The sequence below is a fragment of the Microbacterium sp. T3-8 genome (assembly GCF_055398145.1).
The window spans coordinates 544,206-562,327 of record NZ_AP027918.1; the positions used below are offsets into that span (position 1 = coordinate 544,206).

Sequence of the window (18,122 nt, forward strand, 5' to 3'; positions counted from 1 at the left end):
CATTCGAACCTAGAATGTGCGCATGGTGGCGCGGGGAAGGTACGCGAAGGGTGTGGCGAAGCGGGAGGAGATCCTGCAGGTCGCGCTCGACGTGGTGGCGGAGGTCGGTTATCGCAAGGCGTCGAATCGAGAGATCGCCGCGCGGGTCGGTCTGACCCAGCCCGGGCTCATGCACTACTTCGGCTCGCGCGAAGAGCTCTACATGGAGGTTCTGCGGGCCCGCGACGAGCGCGACCTCGGCGAGTTCATGGACCCCGACCCCACGTTCGCCGGGTTCCTGTCGATCATCGAGCACAACGTCTCGGTCCCCGGTCTCGTGAGGCTCTTCGTCGAGTTCTCGGCGGAGGCCACGATGGTGGGGCATCCCGCACACGAGTACTTCGTCGAACGCTACGCGTGGGCGCGCGGCGTGCTCACGGGCGTGATCGACCGCGCCCAGAAGTCCGGGGAGCTCGGTGCGACGCTCGACCCGAAGATCGCGGTCGACATCGTGCTCGCCGCCGCCGACGGGCTCCAGGTGCAGTGGCTCCTCGACCCCGAGGTCGACATGGTCGAGCGTCTCTCGCGGCTGTGGGACGGCATCCGCCTGGCCTCCCGCCGCGACTGACGCGCTGCTCTCGCTCGGGATCAGCCGCGAGTGAGGTCCTGCGCGAGCATCACGATGATGCCGCTCGGGCCGCGCACGTAGGCGAGGCGATAGACGTCCTGGTAGTTCGCGACCCCGCGCAGCGGGTGGCAGCCGTGACGGGCGGCGATCTCGAGGGATGCGTCGATGTCGTCGACCGAGAAGGCGACCCGGTGCATGCCGATCTCGTTCGGGAGGGTCGGCTCGGTCTCGATCGCATCGGGATGGATGTACTCGAACAGCTCGAGACGGCCGTGACCGTCGGGCGTCTGCAGCATCGCGATGCGCGCGTGGTTGCCGTCGAGCCCCACCGCCGTGTCGGCCCAGTCGCCGCTGACGGTGTCGCGGCCGACGACCTCCAGGCCGAGGTCGGTGAAGAAGGCGATGGTGGCGTCGATGTCGCGCACCGCGATGCCGACGTTCTCGAGTGCGATGGGCATGCTCGGAATGCTAGCCCCGCGCGCCGGAGTTGTCAGTGCCCGAGCTTCTCGGCGCAGGCGACGCAGTACTCCGCGAACGGACGCACCTCGAGCCGGGCGGCCGGGATCGGTCGGCCGCAGTTCAGGCACACGCCGTAGGTGCCGGCATCCATGCGGGCGAGCGCGTCGTCGACCTGCTGGAGTTCGGATGCCGCGGCCTCCGCGAGCCCGGTCAGCCGCGACCACTCCGACGACAGCGTGACCCCCTCGGGGTCGTGCTCGTCGTCGTCGTTCGAGCCCTCGCGGTCGTGGGTGAGATCGGTGAGGATCGCCGCGGTCGCCCGGACACGGGCATCCGCCTGCGCACGCATGGCCGTGAGCAGCGCGCGCAACCGACCGTCGTCCTCCTCCATGCGGCCACCCTACTGTGCGGCCCATCGTCTCGTCGCTGCGCTCCTCGCTCAGGAATCGGGTTACTCGGTTCCTGAGCGAGCGGAGCGAGACGAAGGGCTCAGCCCTGCCGCTTGCGCTCGGCCCTGCCGCTTGGGCTCAGCCCTGCCGCCGCTTGCGCTCGGCGCGCGTCTTCGGCTCGGGCGTCTCGACCGTCGGGATGCTGTCGGTGTGCACGGCGGGGTGGTCGCGCTCGAGCGCGGCACCCTCCATGTCGACATTGGGCAACAGGCGGTCGAGCCAGCGCGGCAGCCACCAGGCCGATTTCCCGAGCAGGTGCATGAGCGCGGGCATGAGCAGCATCCGCACGACGAACGCGTCGAGCAGCACACCGAACGCGAGGCCGAAGCCGATCGACCGGATGATCGTCGACTCCGAGAAGATGAACCCGCCGAACACCGACACCATGATGAGGGCGGCGGCGATCACGACCGAGCGGCCGGCGCGGAAGCCCTGCGCCACGGCATCCCGCGCCGACGCCCCGTGCACGTAGGCCTCGCGCATGCCGGAGGCGAGGAAGAGCTGGTAGTCCATCGCGAGTCCGAACAGGATGCCGACGAGGATCACCGGCAGGAAGCTGAGGATCGGTCCGGTGCTGTGCAGCCCGATGATGTCGGCGCCCCAGCCGAACTGGAACACCGCCACGATCAGGCCGTACGTCGCGAAGAGCGACAGCACGAAGCCTCCGGTGGCGATGACCGGCACGAGCAGCGAGCGGAACACGACGATCATGATCAGCAGCGAGAGTCCGACGACGACCACGAGGTACAGCGGCAGGACTCCGGCGAGTGCCTCGGAGATGTCGATGTTGACGGCCGCCTGACCGGCGACGCCGAGCGTGATGCCGCCGTCGAGTTCGGGCAGCGAACGGATACTCTGCACGAGCTGTTCCGTCGAGGAGCTGTTGGGGCCTTCGGCCGGCAGCACCTGGAAGGCGAGGAGCGTGTTGTCGTCGGAGGTCGCGACGGGCGCGACGGCGACCACGTCGTCCTGATCGGCGAGCTTCTGCGCGACCTCCACCTGCGTGGCGAGCAGGTCGTCGTCACTGACCGCCTCGTCGAGGGTGGCCGTGACGAGGAGCGGGCCGTTGGCTCCCTCGCCGAACTGCTCGTTCACGGCGTGGAAGGCGCGGTAGCTGGTGGAGTCGCTGGGCTCGCTGCCGCCGTCGGGCAGGCCGAGGCGCATCGACATCGAGGGGATGGCGATGATGAGCAGGCCCACGATGCTGACGAGCACGGTGACGACGGCGCGCAGCGTCGACATGCGCTTCACGGGCTTGCCGGTGGCGTGCGGCTCGCCGACGGTCGCGCGGGCCTTCTTGCCGAGCAGACGGTCGCCGATGAGGCCGAGGATCGCGGGGGCGAGGGTGATCGCGACGAGTACGGCGACCGCGACGCACACGGCGCCGACGGTGCCCATGAGGCCGAGGAACGGCACACCAGTGACGTTGAGGGCGAGCAGCGCGACGATCACGGTCGCGCCGGCGAAGACGACCGCGGTGCCCGAGGTTCCGGTGGCGAGCCCGATCGACTCGCGCACGGGGGATCCGGCGAGCAGCTGCTTGCGGTGGCGGTTGACGATGAAGAGCGAGTAGTCGATGCCGACCGCGAGCCCGAGCATCACCCCCAGCACGGGGGTGACGGATGCCATGTCGACGACGCCCGAGAAGGCCAGCGACGAGGTCACGCCGACGCCCACGCCGACGATCGCGGTGATGATGGGGAGTGCGGCGCCGATCAGCGAGCCGAGCATGACGATGAGCACGACCGCCGCGAAGGCGAGTCCGATCGCCTCGCCGATGCCGAAGATCTCGGGAACGCCCTGGGCGATGTCGGTGCCGAAGTCGACCGTGGTGCCCTCGACGGCGGTGTCGTCGAAGTGCGAGATCGTTTCCTGCTTGACCTCTTCGGAGAGCTCGAGGCGCGGGTCGACGAACGAGACGTTGACGATGGCGGTCGAGCCGTCATCCGAGACGACGCCGATGCCGTCCGTGAGATCGAGGAGGGTGGTGCCGAGGTCGAGCTGCTCGGCGTTGGCGTCGAGGTCGTCGCGGTTCTGGTCGATCGTCTGCTGCTGGGCGTCGAGGGCGGCGAGCTGAGAGGTGAGCGCGGCCTTCTGCCCCTCGAGCACGGTGATCTGCTGTGCCGGGGCTCCGGCCGCCTGGGCCTGGGCGATGCCGGCGTCGATCTGCGCGATGCCGTCTTCGAGCTGGGTGCGTCCGCTGTCGAGCTGGGCCTGACCGGCATCCAGCTGCGTGCGGCCGTCGGCGATCTGTGCGGCGCCGTCGGCGAGCTCCTGCTCCTGGTCGGCCTGCTGCTGCTGGGCGTCGAAGGGGTCGATGACCCGGGCGACGCCGTCGAGGTCTTCGGCGCTCGCCGCGAGCGCCGAGATCTCCTTCTTCTGCTCGTCGGTGAAGGGCTCGCCGTTCTCGGTCTGGTAGACCACGGTGCCCGTGCCTCCGGCGGTGTCGGGCAGCTTGTCGGCGAGCTCGTCGATGACCTCGCCCGAGGCGGTGCCGGGGATGTCGAAGCTGTTGCTGAGCGTGCCGCCGAGCGTGAGGAACGCGCCGACCCCGAGGCCGAGGATCACGACCCACGAGATGACCACCGTCCACGCCTTGCGCGCAGCGAAAGAACCCAGACGGAAAAGCAGTGAAGCCAAGACGATCTCCTTCAGACTCGTTGAGCATACGGCACGTCTCGTCTAGAGATCTGTGGCTATCCTGAATGGATGGTGAACGAGCATCGAAGCGGACCCGTGCGCAGCACCGCCGCGCGCGAGGCGATCCTCGACGCCACCGCCCGCCTGTTCCACAATCAGGGCTACGACCGGCTGACGATCGAGGGCATCGCGAAAGAGGCCGGCGTCGGCAAGCAGACCATCTACCGGTGGTGGCCGTCGCGCGGAGCCCTGATCGGGGAGTGCCTCGCCGAGGGGCGGCTCATCCCCGTCGACTTCGTCGTGCCGTACACGGGCGACCTCTCCGCCGACGTCGAGGCGTGGTTGCGCAGCGTGCTCGCGATCCTCGACGAACCCCAGGGCGGCGCGCTGCTGCGGTCGCTGGTCGCGGCGGCGACCGAGGATGCCGGAGTCGGCCAGCACCTCGGCGAGAGTCTGGGCGTCGAGGAGCATCTCGGCTCGCGGCTGCGCGCCGGCATCCGCGACGGCCAGCTGGCCGAGGATGCCCCCGTCGCGCAGATCGGCCGCGCGATCCTCGGCGCCATCATCGTCGAGTCGCTCGGCCGCGAGAAGCGCGACTCCGAGGGCGTCGTGCGGTTGGCGCGGTTCCTGTTCGCGCGCTGAGCGCCCTTCGTCTCGCTGCGCTCGCTCAGGGACCGGGTTTCCCCCCTGGGCCGCTGAGCTAAGACGCTGGGGCGCTGAGCCAAGACGCTGGGTTGCTGAGCCAAGACGCTGGGTCGCTGAGCTTGTCGAAGCGTCCCCTACGCAGAACGGCAGGAGATCTCGCGTATCGCAGGAGCATCCGCGGTATTCGATCCTGCAGAAGGCGAGATCTCCTGCGTTGCGGTGCGCGGGGTCGGGCCCTTCGACAGGCTCAGGGACCCAGTTTCAACGCTGGGTCGCTGAGCCGACCGCCCTGGGTCGCTGAGCCGACCGCCCTGGGTCGCTGAGCTTGTCGAAGCGTCGCAAGCCCGGAAAGCGGATGCCTCAGAAACCGGGGAGCAGGGTGAACAGCGTCGCGCCGCCACCACCGAGGATCAGCGCGATGATGACCGTCCACGCGATCACCCGGATGCGCCGATTGCGGCGCTCGCCGAGGTCGCCGTAGTCCTCGCTGAGCTCGGGACGGGCGCTCTCGCGCCGGGCCGGCTCGTTCGGCTCGCGCCGGCTGAGGTCGCTCATCAGGAAACCTGTTCGGTGACGGTCGGACCGAAGTACGACGGCAGCGTGGCGGCCGAGCGCTCGCGCAGCTCGGCGACGGGGATCGTGAAGACGTCCTGCACCTCGAGCTGCGGCTCGCTGTCGGTCACGCCGATGCGCATGACCGGGTAGCCGCGTCCCTCGCAGAGTCCGCGGAACTTCACGTCGTCCTCGCGCGGCACGGTCACGATGACGCGACCGGTCGACTCGGAGAACAGGGCGGATGCCGCATCCACACCGTCGCGGTCGATGATCTCGGTGAGCCACACGCGGGCGCCGACGCCGAAGCGCATGACCCCCTCGGCGAGGGCCTGGCCGAGGCCGCCCTCGGAGACGTCGTGCGCCGACGAGATCAGCCACTCGTCGCGAGCGGCGGCGAGCAGGCCCGCGAGGCGCTTCTCGCCCGCGAGGTCGACCTTCGGGGGGAGTCCGCCGAGGTGCTGGTGCACGACCTCGGCCCACGCCGAACCCGAGAGCTCGGTCGAGGTGGTGCCGAGCAGGTAGATGTTCTGGCCCTCGTCCTGCCATCCCGAGGGGATGCGACGCGAGACGTCGTCGATGATGCCGAGCACGCCCACGAGCGGGGTCGGGTGGATCGGCACGTCGCCGGTCTGGTTGTAGAACGAGACGTTGCCGCCGGTGACCGGGGTGCCCAGTTCGAAGCATCCGTCGGCGAGGCCGTCGACCGTCTGGCCGAACTGCCACATGACCTCGGGGTTCTCGGGAGAACCGAAGTTGAGGCAGTCGGTGATCGCGGTGGGCACGGCGCCGGTGACGGCGACGTTGCGGTACGCCTCGGCCAGGGCCAGCTGTGCACCCGCGTAGGGGTCGAGCTGGCAGTAGCGGCCGTTGGCGTCGGTGGAGATCGAGAATCCGAGACCCGACTCCTCGTCGACGCGGATCATGCCGGCGTCGTCGGGGAAGCTCAGGGCCGTGTTGCCGAGCACGTAGTAGTCGTACTGGTTGGTGATCCAGCTCGTGTCGGCCAGGTTCGGCGAGCCCACCAGCGCGAGGAACTGCTCGCGCAGGGTGTCGGCGTCGTTCGCGCGGGGCAGCAGCTCGGCGGCATCCGCCTGCAGCGCGTCGATCCACGTCGGGTAGGCGACCGGGCGGTCGTAGACCGGGCCGTCGACCGCGACCGTCGAGGGGTCGACGTCGACGATGCGCTCGCCCTGCCAGTCGATGACGAGGCGTCCGTCGCCGGTGACCTCGCCGAGCACGGAGGTCTCGACCTCCCACTTGTTCACCACGGCGAGGAACGCGTCGAGCTTCTCGGGCGCCACGATCGCCATCATGCGCTCCTGCGACTCCGACATGAGGATCTCTTCGGCGGTCAGCGAGGGGTCGCGCAGCAGCACGTTGTCGAGCGACACCTTCATGCCGCTGTTGCCGTTGGCGGCGAGCTCACTGGTCGCGCACGAGATGCCCGCGGCGCCGAGGTCCTGGATCGCCTCGACGAGCTCGTCGCGGTAGAGCTCGAGGCAGCACTCGATGAGCACCTTCTCGGCGAAGGGGTCGCCGACCTGCACCGCGGGGCGCTTGGTCGGGCCGCCGTCGGCGAACGTGTCGGAGGCGAGGATGCTCGCACCGCCGATGCCGTCGCCACCCGTGCGGGCGCCGAACAGCACGACCTTGTTGCCGACTCCGGTCGCGTTGGCGAGCTTGAGGTCCTCGTGGCGGAGCACGCCCACCGCGAGCGCGTTGACGAGCGGGTTGGCCTGGTAGACCGAGTCGAAGACCGTCTCGCCGCCGATGTTCGGCAGGCCGAGGCAGTTGCCGTAGAAGCTGATGCCGCTGGTCACTCCGTGCACGACGCGGGCGGTGTCGGGGTGGTCGATCGCACCGAAGCGCAGGGCGTCCATGACCGCGACCGGGCGGGCGCCCATCGAGATGATGTCGCGCACGATGCCGCCGACGCCGGTCGCCGCACCCTGGAAGGGCTCGATGAAGCTCGGGTGGTTGTGGCTCTCGGCCTTGAAGGTGACGGCCCAGCCCTCGCCGACGTCGATGACGCCCGCGTTCTGGCCCATGCCCACCATGAGGCGTTCCTTCATCTCGTCGGAGACCTTCTGGCCGAAGCGGCGCAGGTAGTTCTTGCTGCTCTTGTACGAGCAGTGCTCCGACCACATGACCGAGTACATCGCCAGCTCGCCCGAGGTAGGGCGGCGTCCGAGGATCTCGCGGATCTTCGCGTACTCGTCGGGCTTGAGTCCGAGCGCCGCGTAGGGCTGCTCCTTCTCGGGCGTCGCGATCGCGTTCGAGACGGAGTCGGGGACGTGCTTGCGGGCAGGTGCAGGGGCGGTGGTCACGCACACTCCAAGAGGAAGGGGCCGGCGGGGCAGTGCCAGTCTACCGGGGTGCGGTCGGGTGGCCGGCCGGGGGGCGAGAGGGGGCGGATGCTGCGGCCAGGCGTGCCGAGAGGGCGACGGATGCCTCGGCGAACGCCGCGGGTCCCTCGATCGTGAAGGGCGCGTCGAAGCGGGCGACCGCGGCGACCAGACCGGTCCACGACCAGGAGCCGAGCGTGAGGCGGCAGCGTCCGTCGGGGAGCTGCTCGAGATCGCCGTCGTCGAGGTACGGAGTGATCTCGCGGGCAGGCAGGTCGATCACGACGGTGCCGATGCAGGGCCAGCGGTCGGCGGCATCCGATCCCTTCGACCGCGCTGCGAGGAAGGTGCGGGCGTTGACGCCGCCGGGCAGCGGGCGCGGGGTGAAGGCCGGACCGGTCGGGATGCGCGGGTGCAGGCGGTCGAGGCGGAAGATACGCCAGTCGTCGCGGTCGAGATCCCACGCGATCAGGTACCAGCGGCCCTGGCGCGACACGACATCATGCGGCTCGACGCGGCGGCGCGAGGCATCCGATTCGGTCACTCCGTAGTCGAACCGCAGCATGTGCCGGTCGCGCACCGCGGCCGTCACCGCTTCGAGGGTGGCGGGGTCGACGCGGTCGGCGGCCGTCGATCCCTGGAAGCGGATGCCGTCGATCCGATGCCGCAAGCGCGACGGCATGACCTGGCGCACCGTCGCCAGGGCTCGCTCGGCTCCCTCGTCGATGTCGATCCCGCTCGCCGGGATGCTCTGCAGGGCGACCGCGACGGCGACGGCCTGCTCGTCGTCGAAGAGGAGGGGTGGGAGCTCCGACCCGGCGGCGAGTCGGTACCCGCCGTCGGGTCCCTTGACCGCGCCGATCCGGTAACCGAGATCGCGGAGCCGGTCGACGTCGCGGCGCACCGTGCGCGGGCTCACCTCGAGACGCTCGGCGAGCACGGCACCGGGCCAATCGCGCTGCGTCTGCAGAAGGGAGAGCAGTGCGAGCATCCGTGACGAGCTTCCGGCCATGTCTCCATTGTGCGCCGAGTAGAGGACCGAAACTGACCTCTTCTGTCGAGAGAGTGGTCGTACGGGCATCCGCTCGGCTCATCTCTCACAGGAGGAATCATGACCGTCACCACCACGACCCACCTCAACTTCGCCGGCACCGCACGCGCGGCGCTCGACTTCTATGCCGAGGTCTTCGGCGGCACCGTCACGGCCGCGACCTACGGGGACTTCGGAATGCCGGCCGACGTGCCCGGTGCCGACAAGGTCGTCTTCGGGCAGATCGCCGGGGGCGCGATCGCACTGATGGCTTACGACATCCCCGGAGCGACGGATGCTCCGGCCGGGGTCACCCGTCGAGAGAACGGCGTGACGATCACCGACCGTCCGTTCTTTCAGTCGCTGCGGGCCTCGTCGCTCGACGAGCTCACCGGGTACTGGGAAGCGCTCGCCGTGGGCGCTGTGATCGTCGAGCCGCTCGCCGCCTCGGCCTGGTCGGCCGGATTCGGCATGCTCACCGATCGGTTCGGGGTGACCTGGGTGCTCGACGTGGCGTGAGGCCGGTCGGCGCTGTACCCAATTCAGGAAGAACTGGCCGAATCGGGCCGGAACGGAGGTTTTTGGGCCGATCCGGCCGACCTTTCCTGAGTTGGGTATGGGGTGCGGGCGAGTCGGCGTGCGTCACTCGGGTCGTTGCAGGCGCTGCGCCCGCAACGCGAAGTCGAGGTGCTGCTGCGCGATCGAGCGGATGCCGACGAGCAGCAGGCCGATGAACAGCGACACCGCTCCGAACCAGAAGATGACGGTGCCGAGCTGTGTCTGGAAGATCGCCCAGTCGGCGTCGCGATCCGCGTTGATCGTGCCGAGGAACGCGCCGATCGGCAGGAACAACGCGGCGACGACGAACAGCGTCGGCGCGAGCGCGGGCAGGGCGATCCGGTTCGGACGCACGTGGGGTGCGGGGGAGTTCGTCATGCCGCCGAGTCTAGGAGTTACCACCGCACCGATCGGTGCGAAATGTCGGTTATCCGGCGGCAGAACCGACATCCTGCACCGATCGGTGCACGCGCAGGGGCGACTCAGTCGCGGCGGGTGCGATCGATCAGGCGCCAGGTGGCGGGGAGGAGTCCGGCCATCGCGACGATCTTGATCGCGTCGCCGATCAGGAACGGCACGACGCCGAGGCCGATCGCGGTGGGGATGTCGACCCCGGCGAAGGCCGCGAGCCACGGCACACCGCACGCGTAGATCGCGAGCGAGCCGAGGCCGGCGAGTCCGAGCGTCGAGAGCACGGAACGGTCGGCTCGGCGGCGTGCCAGAGTGCCGACCAGCAGGGCGGCGACCACGTAGCCGACGATGTATCCGAACGACGAGAACGCCCAGCCCGCATTGCCGCCGGCGAAGAGCGGCACGCCGATCACGCCGAGAGCCAGGTAGAGGAGTGCGCTCGCGCTTCCGCGCAGGGGTCCGAGCGAGGCGCCCGTCAGCAGCACGGCGAAGGTCGCGAGCGACAGCGGCACCGGCGTGAACGGAAGCGGAATGGCGATGTATCCGGCAACCGTGATGAACGCGGTGCCGGCGAGCGTGAGTGCGATATCCCGCACCCGTGCGCCGGGAACGAGGTCGGCGAGCACCAGAGCGGAGCGCGGGGAGACGGCGGATGCTGACATGGGAAGTTCCTCCTGAACACTGTTCACCTGAACACTGTTCGGTACAGTAGCACCATGAACGCGGCATCCGCAGATCAGCCCGCCCCGAGGCGCAGCAAGCCCGACGTCGTCGACGCGGCCATGAGCGTTCTCGCCGAGAACGGCATCGCCGGGCTCTCGATGCGCCGCATCGCCGACGAACTCGACGTGCAGGTGAGCGCGCTGTACTGGCACTTCCCGAACAAGCAGGCGCTCCTGGCCGCGGTCAGCGCCCGCATGGTTGCGGGCGAATCGGATGCCGAATCGGATGCCCCCGACCTCGCCGCCACGGCCACCGCGCTGCGCGACCGTCTCCTCGCCCACCGCGACGGCGCCGAGGTCGTGTCGAGCTCGCTCGCGCTCGGGCTGCTCGACCTGCCCGCTCGGCAGCGGCTCGTCGAGGCGGCGCTCGCCGCGGGGCTCACGGATGCCGCGGCCGAGGTCGCCGCCGACACCCTGGTGCACTACGTGATCGGGTTCACGTTCCACGAGCAGCAGCGGGTGCACGCGGCTGTCATCGGGGCCGCGGATCCCTCCGTCGACCTCTCGCCCGCGCGACTCGCCTCCCCGGGCGCCAGCCCGGACGACAACTTCGCCGCGGGGCTCGCGCTGATCGTCTCCGGCATCCGCTCGGCCGCCGTCGCAAACTCCTGAGCTCCACCCGAGCCGCCGAGGGGTCAGAATACGCCGTGCCGCGGCATCCGTCTGCGGCGTGTCTTGACCCCTCACCACCGCGCGACCGCCGCCCGACCACCGCCGCGCCGCCGACCGCACGCGAAAGCGCCCGCCCCCGGAATCCCGGGGACGGGCGCTCGCGTGCGTCAGCCGATCAGACCTCGAGCTTGCGGCGTCGGGCGGCGACGAACATGCCTCCGCCGACGAGCAGCACGAGGGCCAGCAGGCCGAGTGCCGTGGGCAGTTCGCCCCCGGTCTGGCTGAGTTCGCCCGAACCGTCGGGGTCGCCGGGGGTGACGGCTCCGCCACCACCCGTGCCGCCGCCGGTGCCGCCGCCGTTGTCGGGGTCTTCGCCTCCGCCGGGAACCTCGGCCGCGGCGACCGCGACGGTCGCCTCGCTCGTGACCGATCCGCTGCGGAAGCCCTCGAGGGTTCCCGTGACCGTGACCGTGATGCGGGCGCCGAGAGCGGATGCCGGGATCACGAAGCTCGGTCCGGCATCGACGGCGCGAGCGGCCATCAGCCCGGCGGGCTCGTCGACCGGCTCTTCCTCGTCCTCCGCGGGAACTTCGACCGGAACGCCGTCGATCGCCCACTCGTAGGTGAGGTCGGTGCCCTCGGGCCAGCCCTCGGAGGTCGCGGTCAGCGTCTCGCCGACGACGGCCTCACCCGTGATGGTGGGCAGCTCGGTCGGGGCGACGATCTCGACGACCGAGGTGTCGACCGCGCACGTCTCGGTGCAGCTTCCACCGAGGGTGAGGGGCTTCACGGCCAGCGCGAACGAGCCGCCGGCCGATTTCTCGCTGATCGTCGCGTCGATGGTCAGCGACGCGCTCGTGCCGACCGCCGTGCCGACCGGGATCGGCCAGCTGAGCGTGGTGCCGTCGAGCGTGGCTCCCTCGGGCACGACCAGGTCGGCGTTCGCGAGCAGTGCGCTCACGTCGACCGACACGACCGACGAGGCCAGCGGCACGCGACCGGTGTTGAGCGCCGTGACGGTGTACGACACGGTCTCGCCCGGGTAGAGCGCGACCTCGGGGCTGCCGCCGCTGAGTGCGACCGAGTACTTGTCGGGCCAGGCGGGCTTGCCGGGCTCGAGGATCCAGTCGGTCCAGAAGGCGGTGAGGTCGAAGCCCGAGAGCTCCTCGGCCAGGGCCTTCAGGTCGGCGCCGGCGAGGCTCTTGCCCGCGTTGTCGACCTGCCACTGCTTGATCAGGGTGAAGTACGGCTCATCGCCGATCGCGACCCGCAGCGCCGCCCAGAACTGCGCGCTGCGCGTGTAGGTCTGGTAGCCGTAGAGGTTGGCCGAGTCGGTCTGACCGCCCGGTGCGATGTTCCAGTTGGCGCTGGTCGGAGCGGTGTTGTTCCACGAGTTGAAGTACGTCTGCTCCGAGGGTGTCGTGCCTGCGCCGAAGCCCTCGAGCGTGTTGTAGTACGTCGGCCCCCAGGTCGCCATGCCCTCGCCCATCCAGATGTCGGTCCACGTCGACGGGGCGACGTTGTTGCCGTACCACTGGTGCACGAGTTCGTGGATGAGCGTGTTGCCGTTGACCGAGTTCACGCTCGGGAAGAACGAGCGGTCCTGCGTCTCGAGTGCGTAGTTGATCGCGCTCGGAACGGTCTTCACGATCACGCCGGTGCTGTTGCCCGGGTAGGGACCGTAGATGCGCTCGAGGTTCTGCGTGATGGTCTGCAGCTGCGTGATGCGGTTGCGCACCGTGGTCTTGTTCGCGTCGCTGAGGCCGAAGTCGATGAACGACCACGACGGGATCGTGCGACCGTCGAGCAGCGTGATGCTGCCCTCGACGACCTCGTAGCGGCCGATGCCGATGACGACGAGCTCCGACGCCATCTGCTTCTGCTGGCGCCAGGTCCACGTGGTGCGCTCGCCGGACTGGCTGACGACCTTCGACTGCAGCTCGCCGTTGCTCGCGACAGCGCCCGGGGCGCTCACGCCCGCGGTGTTGGTGAGGGTCGACGGGGCATCCACCGTGATCGTGTAGGTGGCCTTGTCGCCGGGGGTGTTGTTGTGCGGGAAGCCGGTCATCATGCCGATGGGCTGGCCCAGCAGCATCGCGCCGTCGTTCGTGCCGCTCCAGCCTTCCTGGCTGTCGTCGGCGTCGGTGTGGAACACCGGAACGCCGCTGTAGTTCACGGTGACGGTGAACTCGCCGGTGACGGGGGTCGCCGGGGTCACGATGAGCTTGTACTTGATGGCCGCCGCGTCGATGTCACGGGTCCAGGTGGCGGGTTGGCCGTTCACGAACACGCTGTCGACGGTCAGACCCTCGAAGTCGAGCGAGAACGAGCGCAGCGGCGCGAGGGCGCGGGCCGTCATGGTGGTGGATGCCGAGTCGAACTTGCCGGTGACGACGGCGGTGTTGCCCGTGCCGGCGACGCCGGTCGGGCTCCACGCGATGTCGATGTCGTAGTCGAGTGCGTCGTACCCGCCGTTGCCGACGTTGGGGAACATGGCGTCGCCCGAGGTGCGGGCTCCGTCGATCGGGTCGTCGGCGGCGGATGCCGGAACGGCGGTGGCGAGGAGGGAGCCGGCGAACAGCGCGGTGACCATGGTGGTCGCGAGCAGCCGCCGACGTCGGAGAGGAGTCAGTCGGGTCATGAGTGCTTTCGGGTAGGCAGGAACGAAAGGCGACCGGTCACGTCGTCGTGGTGCAGGGGTGGCTTGTGGCCGGGGTCGCGAATGCGGGTTGATCGCAACCTAGGGAAGTCCTATGTCGGCAATATATCGCCATTGTGTCGGGCAGATTGCAGGAATTTTTCCTGTCCCGTTACCTGCCGTCGAGGGATCCGGCAAGGGGGTTCTGCGGGGCGGTGCCGTCGCGTAGACAGGGGGCCAGATCGAAGGAGAGATAGGCATGGCTGCCGGCGACATAGTGACGTTTCACCGCAACGGAATCTGGTTCAACCGCATCGAAGGAGAGGCGGGGGTGGTCGGATCGGGATACTTCACCGAAGCGGATGCCGTCGTCGCGGGCCGCGGTTCGGCCGCCGCCCGCCAGGTCGAGCACCTCATCCACGACGAGGAGCCTCCCGCCGACGCCGATGACCCGTACGCGCGGCATCCGCGCGATCGCGTCGGGGTGTCGATGAAGGGCTGAGCCTCGGCATCCGAAGCTTCCGGTCGCGTCCGCGCGCCCGGGCAAGGATCGAGAGCGCACCGTCACCACCCCTGGGCGGTGCGCTCTCGTGTGTGCGGGTGACGTCTCGTCGCCGCAGTGGCCACCGACCGGTCGGAAATGACGGTTCTGAGCGTCGATAGGCAGCATTTCGCACCGATCGGGTGCGGCACACCGCCCCACTTTGGCCCGCGGCCCTAGCGTGGGGGCATGTTCGCTCCGACCTTCGTCATCGGCCTGCTCATCTACGTCGCGATCGTGCTGATCGGCCTGCTCGTGCTGTGGTTCGTGATCTACACGGCCGTGCGCGCGGCGCTGACCTCGCATCGCCAAGCACTGGCGGAGGAGCGGCTCGGGCGCTCGTGATCTCCGACTACGTCCGTGCGATGCGCGACCGCATCGGACACGACCTGCTGATGCTTCCGGGCGTCACCGCCGTGATCCGTGACGGCGAGCGCTTCCTGCTCGCGCGCAGCGCTGGGACAGACGAATGGAGCCTGATCGGCGGCGGAGTCGAACCCGGCGAGGAACCCGCGGATGCCGTTGCGCGAGAGGTGCGTGAAGAGCTCGGCGCCGGCATTCGAATCACCGGGATCGTCGGTGCCTACGGGGGTGAGTCGCTCGTCGTCGAGTACCCGAACGGTGATCGCGTCGCGTATGTCACGACGGCCTACGCGTGTGAGGTGGTCGACAAGGTCGAGCCCGACGGTGAGGAGATCGTCGAGGTTGGGTGGTTCACGGCATCCGAGATCGCGGGCCTCGATCGTGAGCCGTGGATCGACCGGGTGCTGGCGGATGCGGTGCGCTGAGGCGCCGGAATCAGATCCGCTCCTGAACCCCGGCATCCGCACCGTGTTCATCCTCGAACGCCCGAGTGTCGTGGCGCGCCTTGCCGAGTGAGACCATGCACGCGATCGCGAGGAGGAGGAAGACGATCGCGGCGATCCACGGCCAGGGCTTGGCGCCCCCGTCAGTGATGAGCACCACGACCCATCCGGCGGCCAGGACGAGCGAGATGACGAGTTGGCCCATCGCCCACCGGCTCTTCCGGTCAAGCGCCATCCGCTGCTGGATCAGCGACGGCTGCGGTGTAGAGGCGTCTGATTCAGTCATCCGGCGAGCCTAGGCGATCGCCCGCTCCTTGTGGGGTGAGGTTCCGATGCTCCCGCGGCCCGCCTCTGATCGGTCAGAAATGTCGGTTCTCCGGGCCGAGAACCGACATTACTGACCGATCGGTGCACTCCGGCGCGCGGCGAGAGGCCTACTGCACCGACCAGCCGCCGTCGGAGGCGAGGATCGCGCCGTTGATGTTCACGCCGTCGTCCGACAGCAGGAAGGTGATCGAGGCGGCGAGCTGCTCGGCGGTCGCGACGGTCGGGATCGCCTGCTGGAACGGGGAGAGGCGGGCCGAGCCGTACTCCGACATGTGCGGGGGCATCGGGATGCCGGTCGCCACCCCGCCGGGAGCGACGCTGTTCACGCGGATGCCCTTCGGGCCGTACATGAACGCCGCCGACTTCGTGACGCCGATGATGCCGTGCTTGCTGGCGGTGTAGGCGTTGCCCGAGGCGTTTCCGCGCAGACCCGCCTCGCTCGAGACGTTGAGGATCGACCCGCGGCCGGCCTTCTCCATGATCGGCAGCACCGCGCGCATGAGCTTGAAGGGGGCGGTGAGGTTGATCGCGATGACGCGGTCCCACACGGCATCCGTTGTTTCCCCTGTGGGCGAGAAGTCGTCGTTGATGCCGGCGACGTTCGCGAGTCCGTCGATCGTGTCACCCGCGGCGGCGATGACGGCGTCGATCGCGTCCTGCTTCGTGAGGTCGCCGGCGACGGTGACGATGTCGGCATCCGGGTTGTCGGACTTGAGGGCGTCGAGCTTCTCGGCGGCGATGTCGCTGGCGATCACGCGGCCGCCTTCGCGGGCGATGCGCTCGGCGGTCGCCCGCCCGATGCCGGATGCCGCGCCCGTGACGATCACGGTCTTGCCGGTGAACCGGGCGCCGGCCTCGACGACCGGCTCGGCCTCTTCGACCGGCACGACGCCCCCGTTGGCCGCGCGCACGAGGTCGTCGACGACCGACTGCGGCATCGCGCCCTGGCTCATCGCGACGAGCTGCTGCAGGGGCAGGCCGAGCACGGGGGTGAGGAGCGACGGGTCGGCGCCGGTCTGCTCGAAGAGTCCGCGGATGAGCGGGCCGCCGGTCGGGTCGTCGAGCCATTCGCCGATGGTGGAGTGGGCGGTGAGGGCCATGTCGTGCTCCTTGTTCGGGTTCCTGCGAGTTTCGCAACGGTGCGTCTACTTATGGATCAGTGTACGCCCGAGTAGCCTCTGATGGTGCCCCGTCCTCGCAGTGAGAAAGCGCGCCGGTCCGTTCTGGACGCGATGCGCACCGCGGTGTCGACGGGCGCCTACGAATCGGTGACGATCGAGGGGCTCGCCGAGGCCGCCGAGGTCTCGAAGCAGACCATCTACCGCTGGTGGCCGTCGAAGGCTGCGATCCTCGGTGAGGCGCTGCTCGAGGGGGCGGTGCCCGGCGCCGCGGTCTCGGTGCCGTTCACTTCTGATCTGGGGGCGGATCTGCGCGCCTGGTTCTCGGCCATGAGCCTGTCGCTGGGTGACGCCGAGGGCGTCGCGATCGCGCGGGCGCTGATCGTCGTGACGGCGTCGGATGCCGCGCTCGGGCTCGCGTTGAACGAACGGCTGGCCGCGCCGATCCGCCAGTGGGTGCGCGAGCGGTTGGCGCTCGCGGTCGCCGACGGCGAAGTGCGATCGGATGCCGACGCCGAGGTCATCGCGGATCAGTTCGTCGCGATGGCGAGCTACGCCGCGTTGCTGGGCCGGCCGCTCAGCGACGAGCGGGTCGAGGCGACGGTGCGGGTGCTGCTGTGGGGGATCGCGGCGGTTTGACGGGGCGGGATGCTTCGACAAGCTCAGCAACCCAGTAGTGCAGGCTCAGCAACCCAGTAGTCGGAAGTGGGTCCCTGAGCCTGTCGAAGGGCCATACCCCGAGAGACTGGGTCCCTGAGCCTGTCGAAGGGCCCACCCCGCAACACCTGCAGGGAGATGTCACGTCTGCAGGGAGCATCCGCCCGTTTCTCCGTGCAGATGTGATTCGTCCGTGCGGATGAGCGGGCAGATGGGCGGACAGGCGAGCGGATGCCGAACACCCCTTGACCCCGCACTTGCATTTTGCAAGGATCAACGCATGAGCCTCTTCATCACCTGTCCCGTGGCTGACGTCGAACGAGCCACCGCCTTCTACACCGCCCTCGGGTGGACCCTCAACGCCGAGATGTCGGACCACAACGTGTCGTGCTTCCAGATCGCGCCCGAGCAGTACGTGATGCTCGGCAGCCGCGAGATGTACGCGAGCGTCGGCGGCACCGAAGACCTGATCGGCGGCCCCGACACCCCGTCGAAGGTCACGGTCTCGTTCGACCTCGACAGCCGCGAGGCGGTCGACGAACTCGTCGCGCGCGCCGAAGCCGCGGGCGGTCGCGTCGGTGACATCGACGACTACCCCTTCATGTATCAGCGCCAGTTCGACGACCCCGATGGCTACCACTACTCGCCGTTCTGGATGAAGCCGGCGACCGACCAGACCGCGTGAGCGACCTCTCCGCCGCCCTCGACATCGTCGGTGCGCGCTGGGCGCTGCTCATCGTGGAGCAGCTGCTCGCCGGCCCGCAACGCTACGGCGATCTGCAGCGCGAGCTCGGGGCGCCGACGAACATGCTCGCGACCCGCTTGCGCGAGTTGGAAGAAGCCGGCGTGCTGAGGCGATTGCCGCTAACGCACAACACCCGTGCCTACGTGCTGACCGAGCGCGGGGAAGCGCTGGGGGAGGCGATCGATGCGTTGGGCGCGTGGGGTGCCGCGGGGCACCCAAACGCCTCACCCCATTAACTTTTCGTTCACTCCTGCGCC

21 protein-coding genes are annotated in these 18,122 nt (G+C 69.3%); 10 read left to right on the top strand and 11 right to left on the bottom strand.

Annotated features, from left to right (window positions below; translation table 11 throughout):
- The first annotated feature begins 22 nt into the window (after window positions 1-22).
- On the top strand, window positions 23-607 hold the full coding sequence (locus tag ACZ5Y9_RS02585; RefSeq protein WP_247623848.1) for a TetR/AcrR family transcriptional regulator: 585 nt from the start codon (window positions 23-25) through the stop codon (window positions 605-607).
- Window positions 608-627: 20 nt separating this feature from the next.
- Here ACZ5Y9_RS02585 and ACZ5Y9_RS02590 read toward each other — a convergent pair whose 3' ends face one another.
- The 3 genes from ACZ5Y9_RS02590 to ACZ5Y9_RS02600 all read right to left on the bottom strand — a co-directional run bounded on the left by ACZ5Y9_RS02590 (window position 628) and on the right by ACZ5Y9_RS02600 (window position 4,155).
- Complete coding sequence (locus ACZ5Y9_RS02590) at window positions 628-1,065, bottom strand: VOC family protein (RefSeq protein ID WP_247623847.1); 438 nt, start codon at window positions 1,063-1,065, stop codon at window positions 628-630.
- A 32-nt stretch (window positions 1,066-1,097) separates the two neighbouring features.
- On the bottom strand, window positions 1,098-1,457 hold the full coding sequence (locus tag ACZ5Y9_RS02595; protein ID WP_464472189.1) for a TraR/DksA family transcriptional regulator: 360 nt from the start codon (window positions 1,455-1,457) through the stop codon (window positions 1,098-1,100).
- A gap of 136 nt (window positions 1,458-1,593) precedes the next feature.
- Window positions 1,594-4,155 (bottom strand): MMPL family transporter, encoded by a 2,562-nt coding sequence (locus ACZ5Y9_RS02600; RefSeq protein ID WP_247623845.1) that lies wholly within the window; start codon window positions 4,153-4,155, stop codon window positions 1,594-1,596.
- Between the two features lie 69 nt (window positions 4,156-4,224).
- Between ACZ5Y9_RS02600 and ACZ5Y9_RS02605 the strand changes: the two genes are divergently transcribed.
- Window positions 4,225-4,797 carry a TetR/AcrR family transcriptional regulator gene (locus tag ACZ5Y9_RS02605; RefSeq protein WP_247623844.1) on the top strand — a complete coding sequence of 191 codons (573 nt, stop codon included), beginning with the start codon at window positions 4,225-4,227 and terminating at the stop codon, window positions 4,795-4,797.
- A 363-nt stretch (window positions 4,798-5,160) separates the two neighbouring features.
- Here ACZ5Y9_RS02605 and ACZ5Y9_RS02610 read toward each other — a convergent pair whose 3' ends face one another.
- From ACZ5Y9_RS02610 to ACZ5Y9_RS02620, 3 genes are read right to left on the bottom strand one after another with little or no spacing between them, the layout of a single operon-like run.
- A complete protein-coding gene (locus tag ACZ5Y9_RS02610) occupies window positions 5,161-5,355 on the bottom strand; it encodes a hypothetical protein (protein ID WP_404596835.1) in 195 nt (64 codons plus the stop codon).
- Window positions 5,355-7,682, bottom strand: a complete 2,328-nt coding sequence (gene purL, locus ACZ5Y9_RS02615) for a phosphoribosylformylglycinamidine synthase subunit PurL (protein WP_247633250.1) — start codon at window positions 7,680-7,682, stop codon at window positions 5,355-5,357. Before purL ends, ACZ5Y9_RS02610 begins: the two co-directional genes overlap by 1 nt.
- Before the next feature lie 40 nt (window positions 7,683-7,722).
- On the bottom strand, window positions 7,723-8,712 hold the full coding sequence (locus ACZ5Y9_RS02620) for a helix-turn-helix transcriptional regulator (protein ID WP_464472190.1): 990 nt from the start codon (window positions 8,710-8,712) through the stop codon (window positions 7,723-7,725).
- A 99-nt stretch (window positions 8,713-8,811) separates the two neighbouring features.
- Here ACZ5Y9_RS02620 and ACZ5Y9_RS02625 point away from each other — a divergent pair, with 99 nt between their 5' ends.
- Complete coding sequence (locus ACZ5Y9_RS02625) at window positions 8,812-9,249, top strand: VOC family protein (protein WP_464472191.1); 438 nt, start codon at window positions 8,812-8,814, stop codon at window positions 9,247-9,249.
- Window positions 9,250-9,372: 123 nt separating this feature from the next.
- Here the strand turns inward: ACZ5Y9_RS02625 and ACZ5Y9_RS02630 are convergent, their stop codons facing one another.
- Window positions 9,373-9,666, bottom strand: a complete 294-nt coding sequence (locus ACZ5Y9_RS02630) for a hypothetical protein (protein WP_247623839.1) — start codon at window positions 9,664-9,666, stop codon at window positions 9,373-9,375.
- A 104-nt stretch (window positions 9,667-9,770) separates the two neighbouring features.
- Complete coding sequence (locus ACZ5Y9_RS02635; protein WP_247623838.1) at window positions 9,771-10,361, bottom strand: biotin transporter BioY; 591 nt, start codon at window positions 10,359-10,361, stop codon at window positions 9,771-9,773.
- 54 nt (window positions 10,362-10,415) lie between these two features.
- Here ACZ5Y9_RS02635 and ACZ5Y9_RS02640 point away from each other — a divergent pair, with 54 nt between their 5' ends.
- Window positions 10,416-11,033, top strand: coding sequence for a TetR family transcriptional regulator (locus tag ACZ5Y9_RS02640; RefSeq protein ID WP_464472192.1), 618 nt, complete (start codon window positions 10,416-10,418; stop codon window positions 11,031-11,033).
- Between the two features lie 175 nt (window positions 11,034-11,208).
- Here ACZ5Y9_RS02640 and ACZ5Y9_RS02645 read toward each other — a convergent pair whose 3' ends face one another.
- A complete protein-coding gene (locus ACZ5Y9_RS02645; protein WP_464472193.1) occupies window positions 11,209-13,674 on the bottom strand; it encodes a M1 family metallopeptidase in 2,466 nt (821 codons plus the stop codon).
- Between the two features lie 256 nt (window positions 13,675-13,930).
- On the opposite strand from ACZ5Y9_RS02645, the gene ACZ5Y9_RS02650 reads away from it, so the two are divergent.
- The 3 genes from ACZ5Y9_RS02650 to ACZ5Y9_RS02660 all read left to right on the top strand — a co-directional run bounded on the left by ACZ5Y9_RS02650 (window position 13,931) and on the right by ACZ5Y9_RS02660 (window position 15,000).
- Window positions 13,931-14,173, top strand: coding sequence for a hypothetical protein (locus ACZ5Y9_RS02650; protein WP_464472194.1), 243 nt, complete (start codon window positions 13,931-13,933; stop codon window positions 14,171-14,173).
- A 228-nt stretch (window positions 14,174-14,401) separates the two neighbouring features.
- A complete protein-coding gene (locus ACZ5Y9_RS02655) occupies window positions 14,402-14,557 on the top strand; it encodes a hypothetical protein (protein WP_247623834.1) in 156 nt (51 codons plus the stop codon).
- Window positions 14,554-15,000: an NUDIX domain-containing protein gene (locus tag ACZ5Y9_RS02660; protein ID WP_464472195.1), complete on the top strand. Its 447-nt coding sequence runs from the start codon at window positions 14,554-14,556 to the stop codon at window positions 14,998-15,000. The genes ACZ5Y9_RS02655 and ACZ5Y9_RS02660 overlap by 4 nt, the downstream gene beginning before the upstream one ends.
- Before the next feature lie 10 nt (window positions 15,001-15,010).
- Here the strand turns inward: ACZ5Y9_RS02660 and ACZ5Y9_RS02665 are convergent, their stop codons facing one another.
- Together ACZ5Y9_RS02665 and ACZ5Y9_RS02670 are read right to left on the bottom strand one after the other, a co-directional pair.
- Window positions 15,011-15,304, bottom strand: a complete 294-nt coding sequence (locus ACZ5Y9_RS02665; RefSeq protein WP_247623832.1) for a hypothetical protein — start codon at window positions 15,302-15,304, stop codon at window positions 15,011-15,013.
- A gap of 148 nt (window positions 15,305-15,452) precedes the next feature.
- On the bottom strand, window positions 15,453-16,445 hold the full coding sequence (locus ACZ5Y9_RS02670; RefSeq protein WP_464472196.1) for an SDR family NAD(P)-dependent oxidoreductase: 993 nt from the start codon (window positions 16,443-16,445) through the stop codon (window positions 15,453-15,455).
- Window positions 16,446-16,529: 84 nt separating this feature from the next.
- Here ACZ5Y9_RS02670 and ACZ5Y9_RS02675 point away from each other — a divergent pair, with 84 nt between their 5' ends.
- The 3 genes from ACZ5Y9_RS02675 to ACZ5Y9_RS02685 all read left to right on the top strand — a co-directional run bounded on the left by ACZ5Y9_RS02675 (window position 16,530) and on the right by ACZ5Y9_RS02685 (window position 18,101).
- Complete coding sequence (locus tag ACZ5Y9_RS02675; protein ID WP_464472197.1) at window positions 16,530-17,102, top strand: TetR/AcrR family transcriptional regulator; 573 nt, start codon at window positions 16,530-16,532, stop codon at window positions 17,100-17,102.
- Between the two features lie 298 nt (window positions 17,103-17,400).
- Window positions 17,401-17,805: a VOC family protein gene (locus ACZ5Y9_RS02680; protein WP_247623829.1), complete on the top strand. Its 405-nt coding sequence runs from the start codon at window positions 17,401-17,403 to the stop codon at window positions 17,803-17,805.
- Complete coding sequence (locus ACZ5Y9_RS02685) at window positions 17,802-18,101, top strand: winged helix-turn-helix transcriptional regulator (protein ID WP_464472198.1); 300 nt, start codon at window positions 17,802-17,804, stop codon at window positions 18,099-18,101. Before ACZ5Y9_RS02680 ends, ACZ5Y9_RS02685 begins: the two co-directional genes overlap by 4 nt.
- Window positions 18,102-18,122 lie beyond the last annotated feature (21 nt).

Excerpts from the sequence above, each read along its gene's own strand:
- ACZ5Y9_RS02610 (WP_404596835.1), bottom strand. The coding sequence starts at position 5,355 with ATGAGCGACCTCAGCCGGCGCGAGCCGAACGAGCCGGCCCGGCGCGAG.
- ACZ5Y9_RS02680 (WP_247623829.1), top strand. The coding sequence starts at position 17,401 with ATGAGCCTCTTCATCACCTGTCCCGTGGCTGACGTCGAACGAGCCACC.
- ACZ5Y9_RS02630 (WP_247623839.1), bottom strand. The coding sequence starts at position 9,666 with ATGACGAACTCCCCCGCACCCCACGTGCGTCCGAACCGGATCGCCCTG.
- ACZ5Y9_RS02645 (WP_464472193.1), bottom strand. The coding sequence starts at position 13,674 with ATGACCCGACTGACTCCTCTCCGACGTCGGCGGCTGCTCGCGACCACC.
- ACZ5Y9_RS02605 (WP_247623844.1), top strand. The coding sequence starts at position 4,225 with ATGGTGAACGAGCATCGAAGCGGACCCGTGCGCAGCACCGCCGCGCGC.
- ACZ5Y9_RS02595 (WP_464472189.1), bottom strand. The coding sequence starts at position 1,457 with ATGGAGGAGGACGACGGTCGGTTGCGCGCGCTGCTCACGGCCATGCGT.
- ACZ5Y9_RS02635 (WP_247623838.1), bottom strand. The coding sequence starts at position 10,361 with ATGTCAGCATCCGCCGTCTCCCCGCGCTCCGCTCTGGTGCTCGCCGAC.
- ACZ5Y9_RS02650 (WP_464472194.1), top strand. The coding sequence starts at position 13,931 with ATGGCTGCCGGCGACATAGTGACGTTTCACCGCAACGGAATCTGGTTC.
- ACZ5Y9_RS02640 (WP_464472192.1), top strand. The coding sequence starts at position 10,416 with ATGAACGCGGCATCCGCAGATCAGCCCGCCCCGAGGCGCAGCAAGCCC.
- ACZ5Y9_RS02665 (WP_247623832.1), bottom strand. The coding sequence starts at position 15,304 with ATGACTGAATCAGACGCCTCTACACCGCAGCCGTCGCTGATCCAGCAG.
- ACZ5Y9_RS02585 (WP_247623848.1), top strand. The coding sequence starts at position 23 with ATGGTGGCGCGGGGAAGGTACGCGAAGGGTGTGGCGAAGCGGGAGGAG.
- ACZ5Y9_RS02620 (WP_464472190.1), bottom strand. The coding sequence starts at position 8,712 with ATGGCCGGAAGCTCGTCACGGATGCTCGCACTGCTCTCCCTTCTGCAG.
- ACZ5Y9_RS02670 (WP_464472196.1), bottom strand. The coding sequence starts at position 16,445 with ATGGCCCTCACCGCCCACTCCACCATCGGCGAATGGCTCGACGACCCG.
- ACZ5Y9_RS02625 (WP_464472191.1), top strand. The coding sequence starts at position 8,812 with ATGACCGTCACCACCACGACCCACCTCAACTTCGCCGGCACCGCACGC.
- ACZ5Y9_RS02655 (WP_247623834.1), top strand. The coding sequence starts at position 14,402 with ATGTTCGCTCCGACCTTCGTCATCGGCCTGCTCATCTACGTCGCGATC.
- ACZ5Y9_RS02590 (WP_247623847.1), bottom strand. The coding sequence starts at position 1,065 with ATGCCCATCGCACTCGAGAACGTCGGCATCGCGGTGCGCGACATCGAC.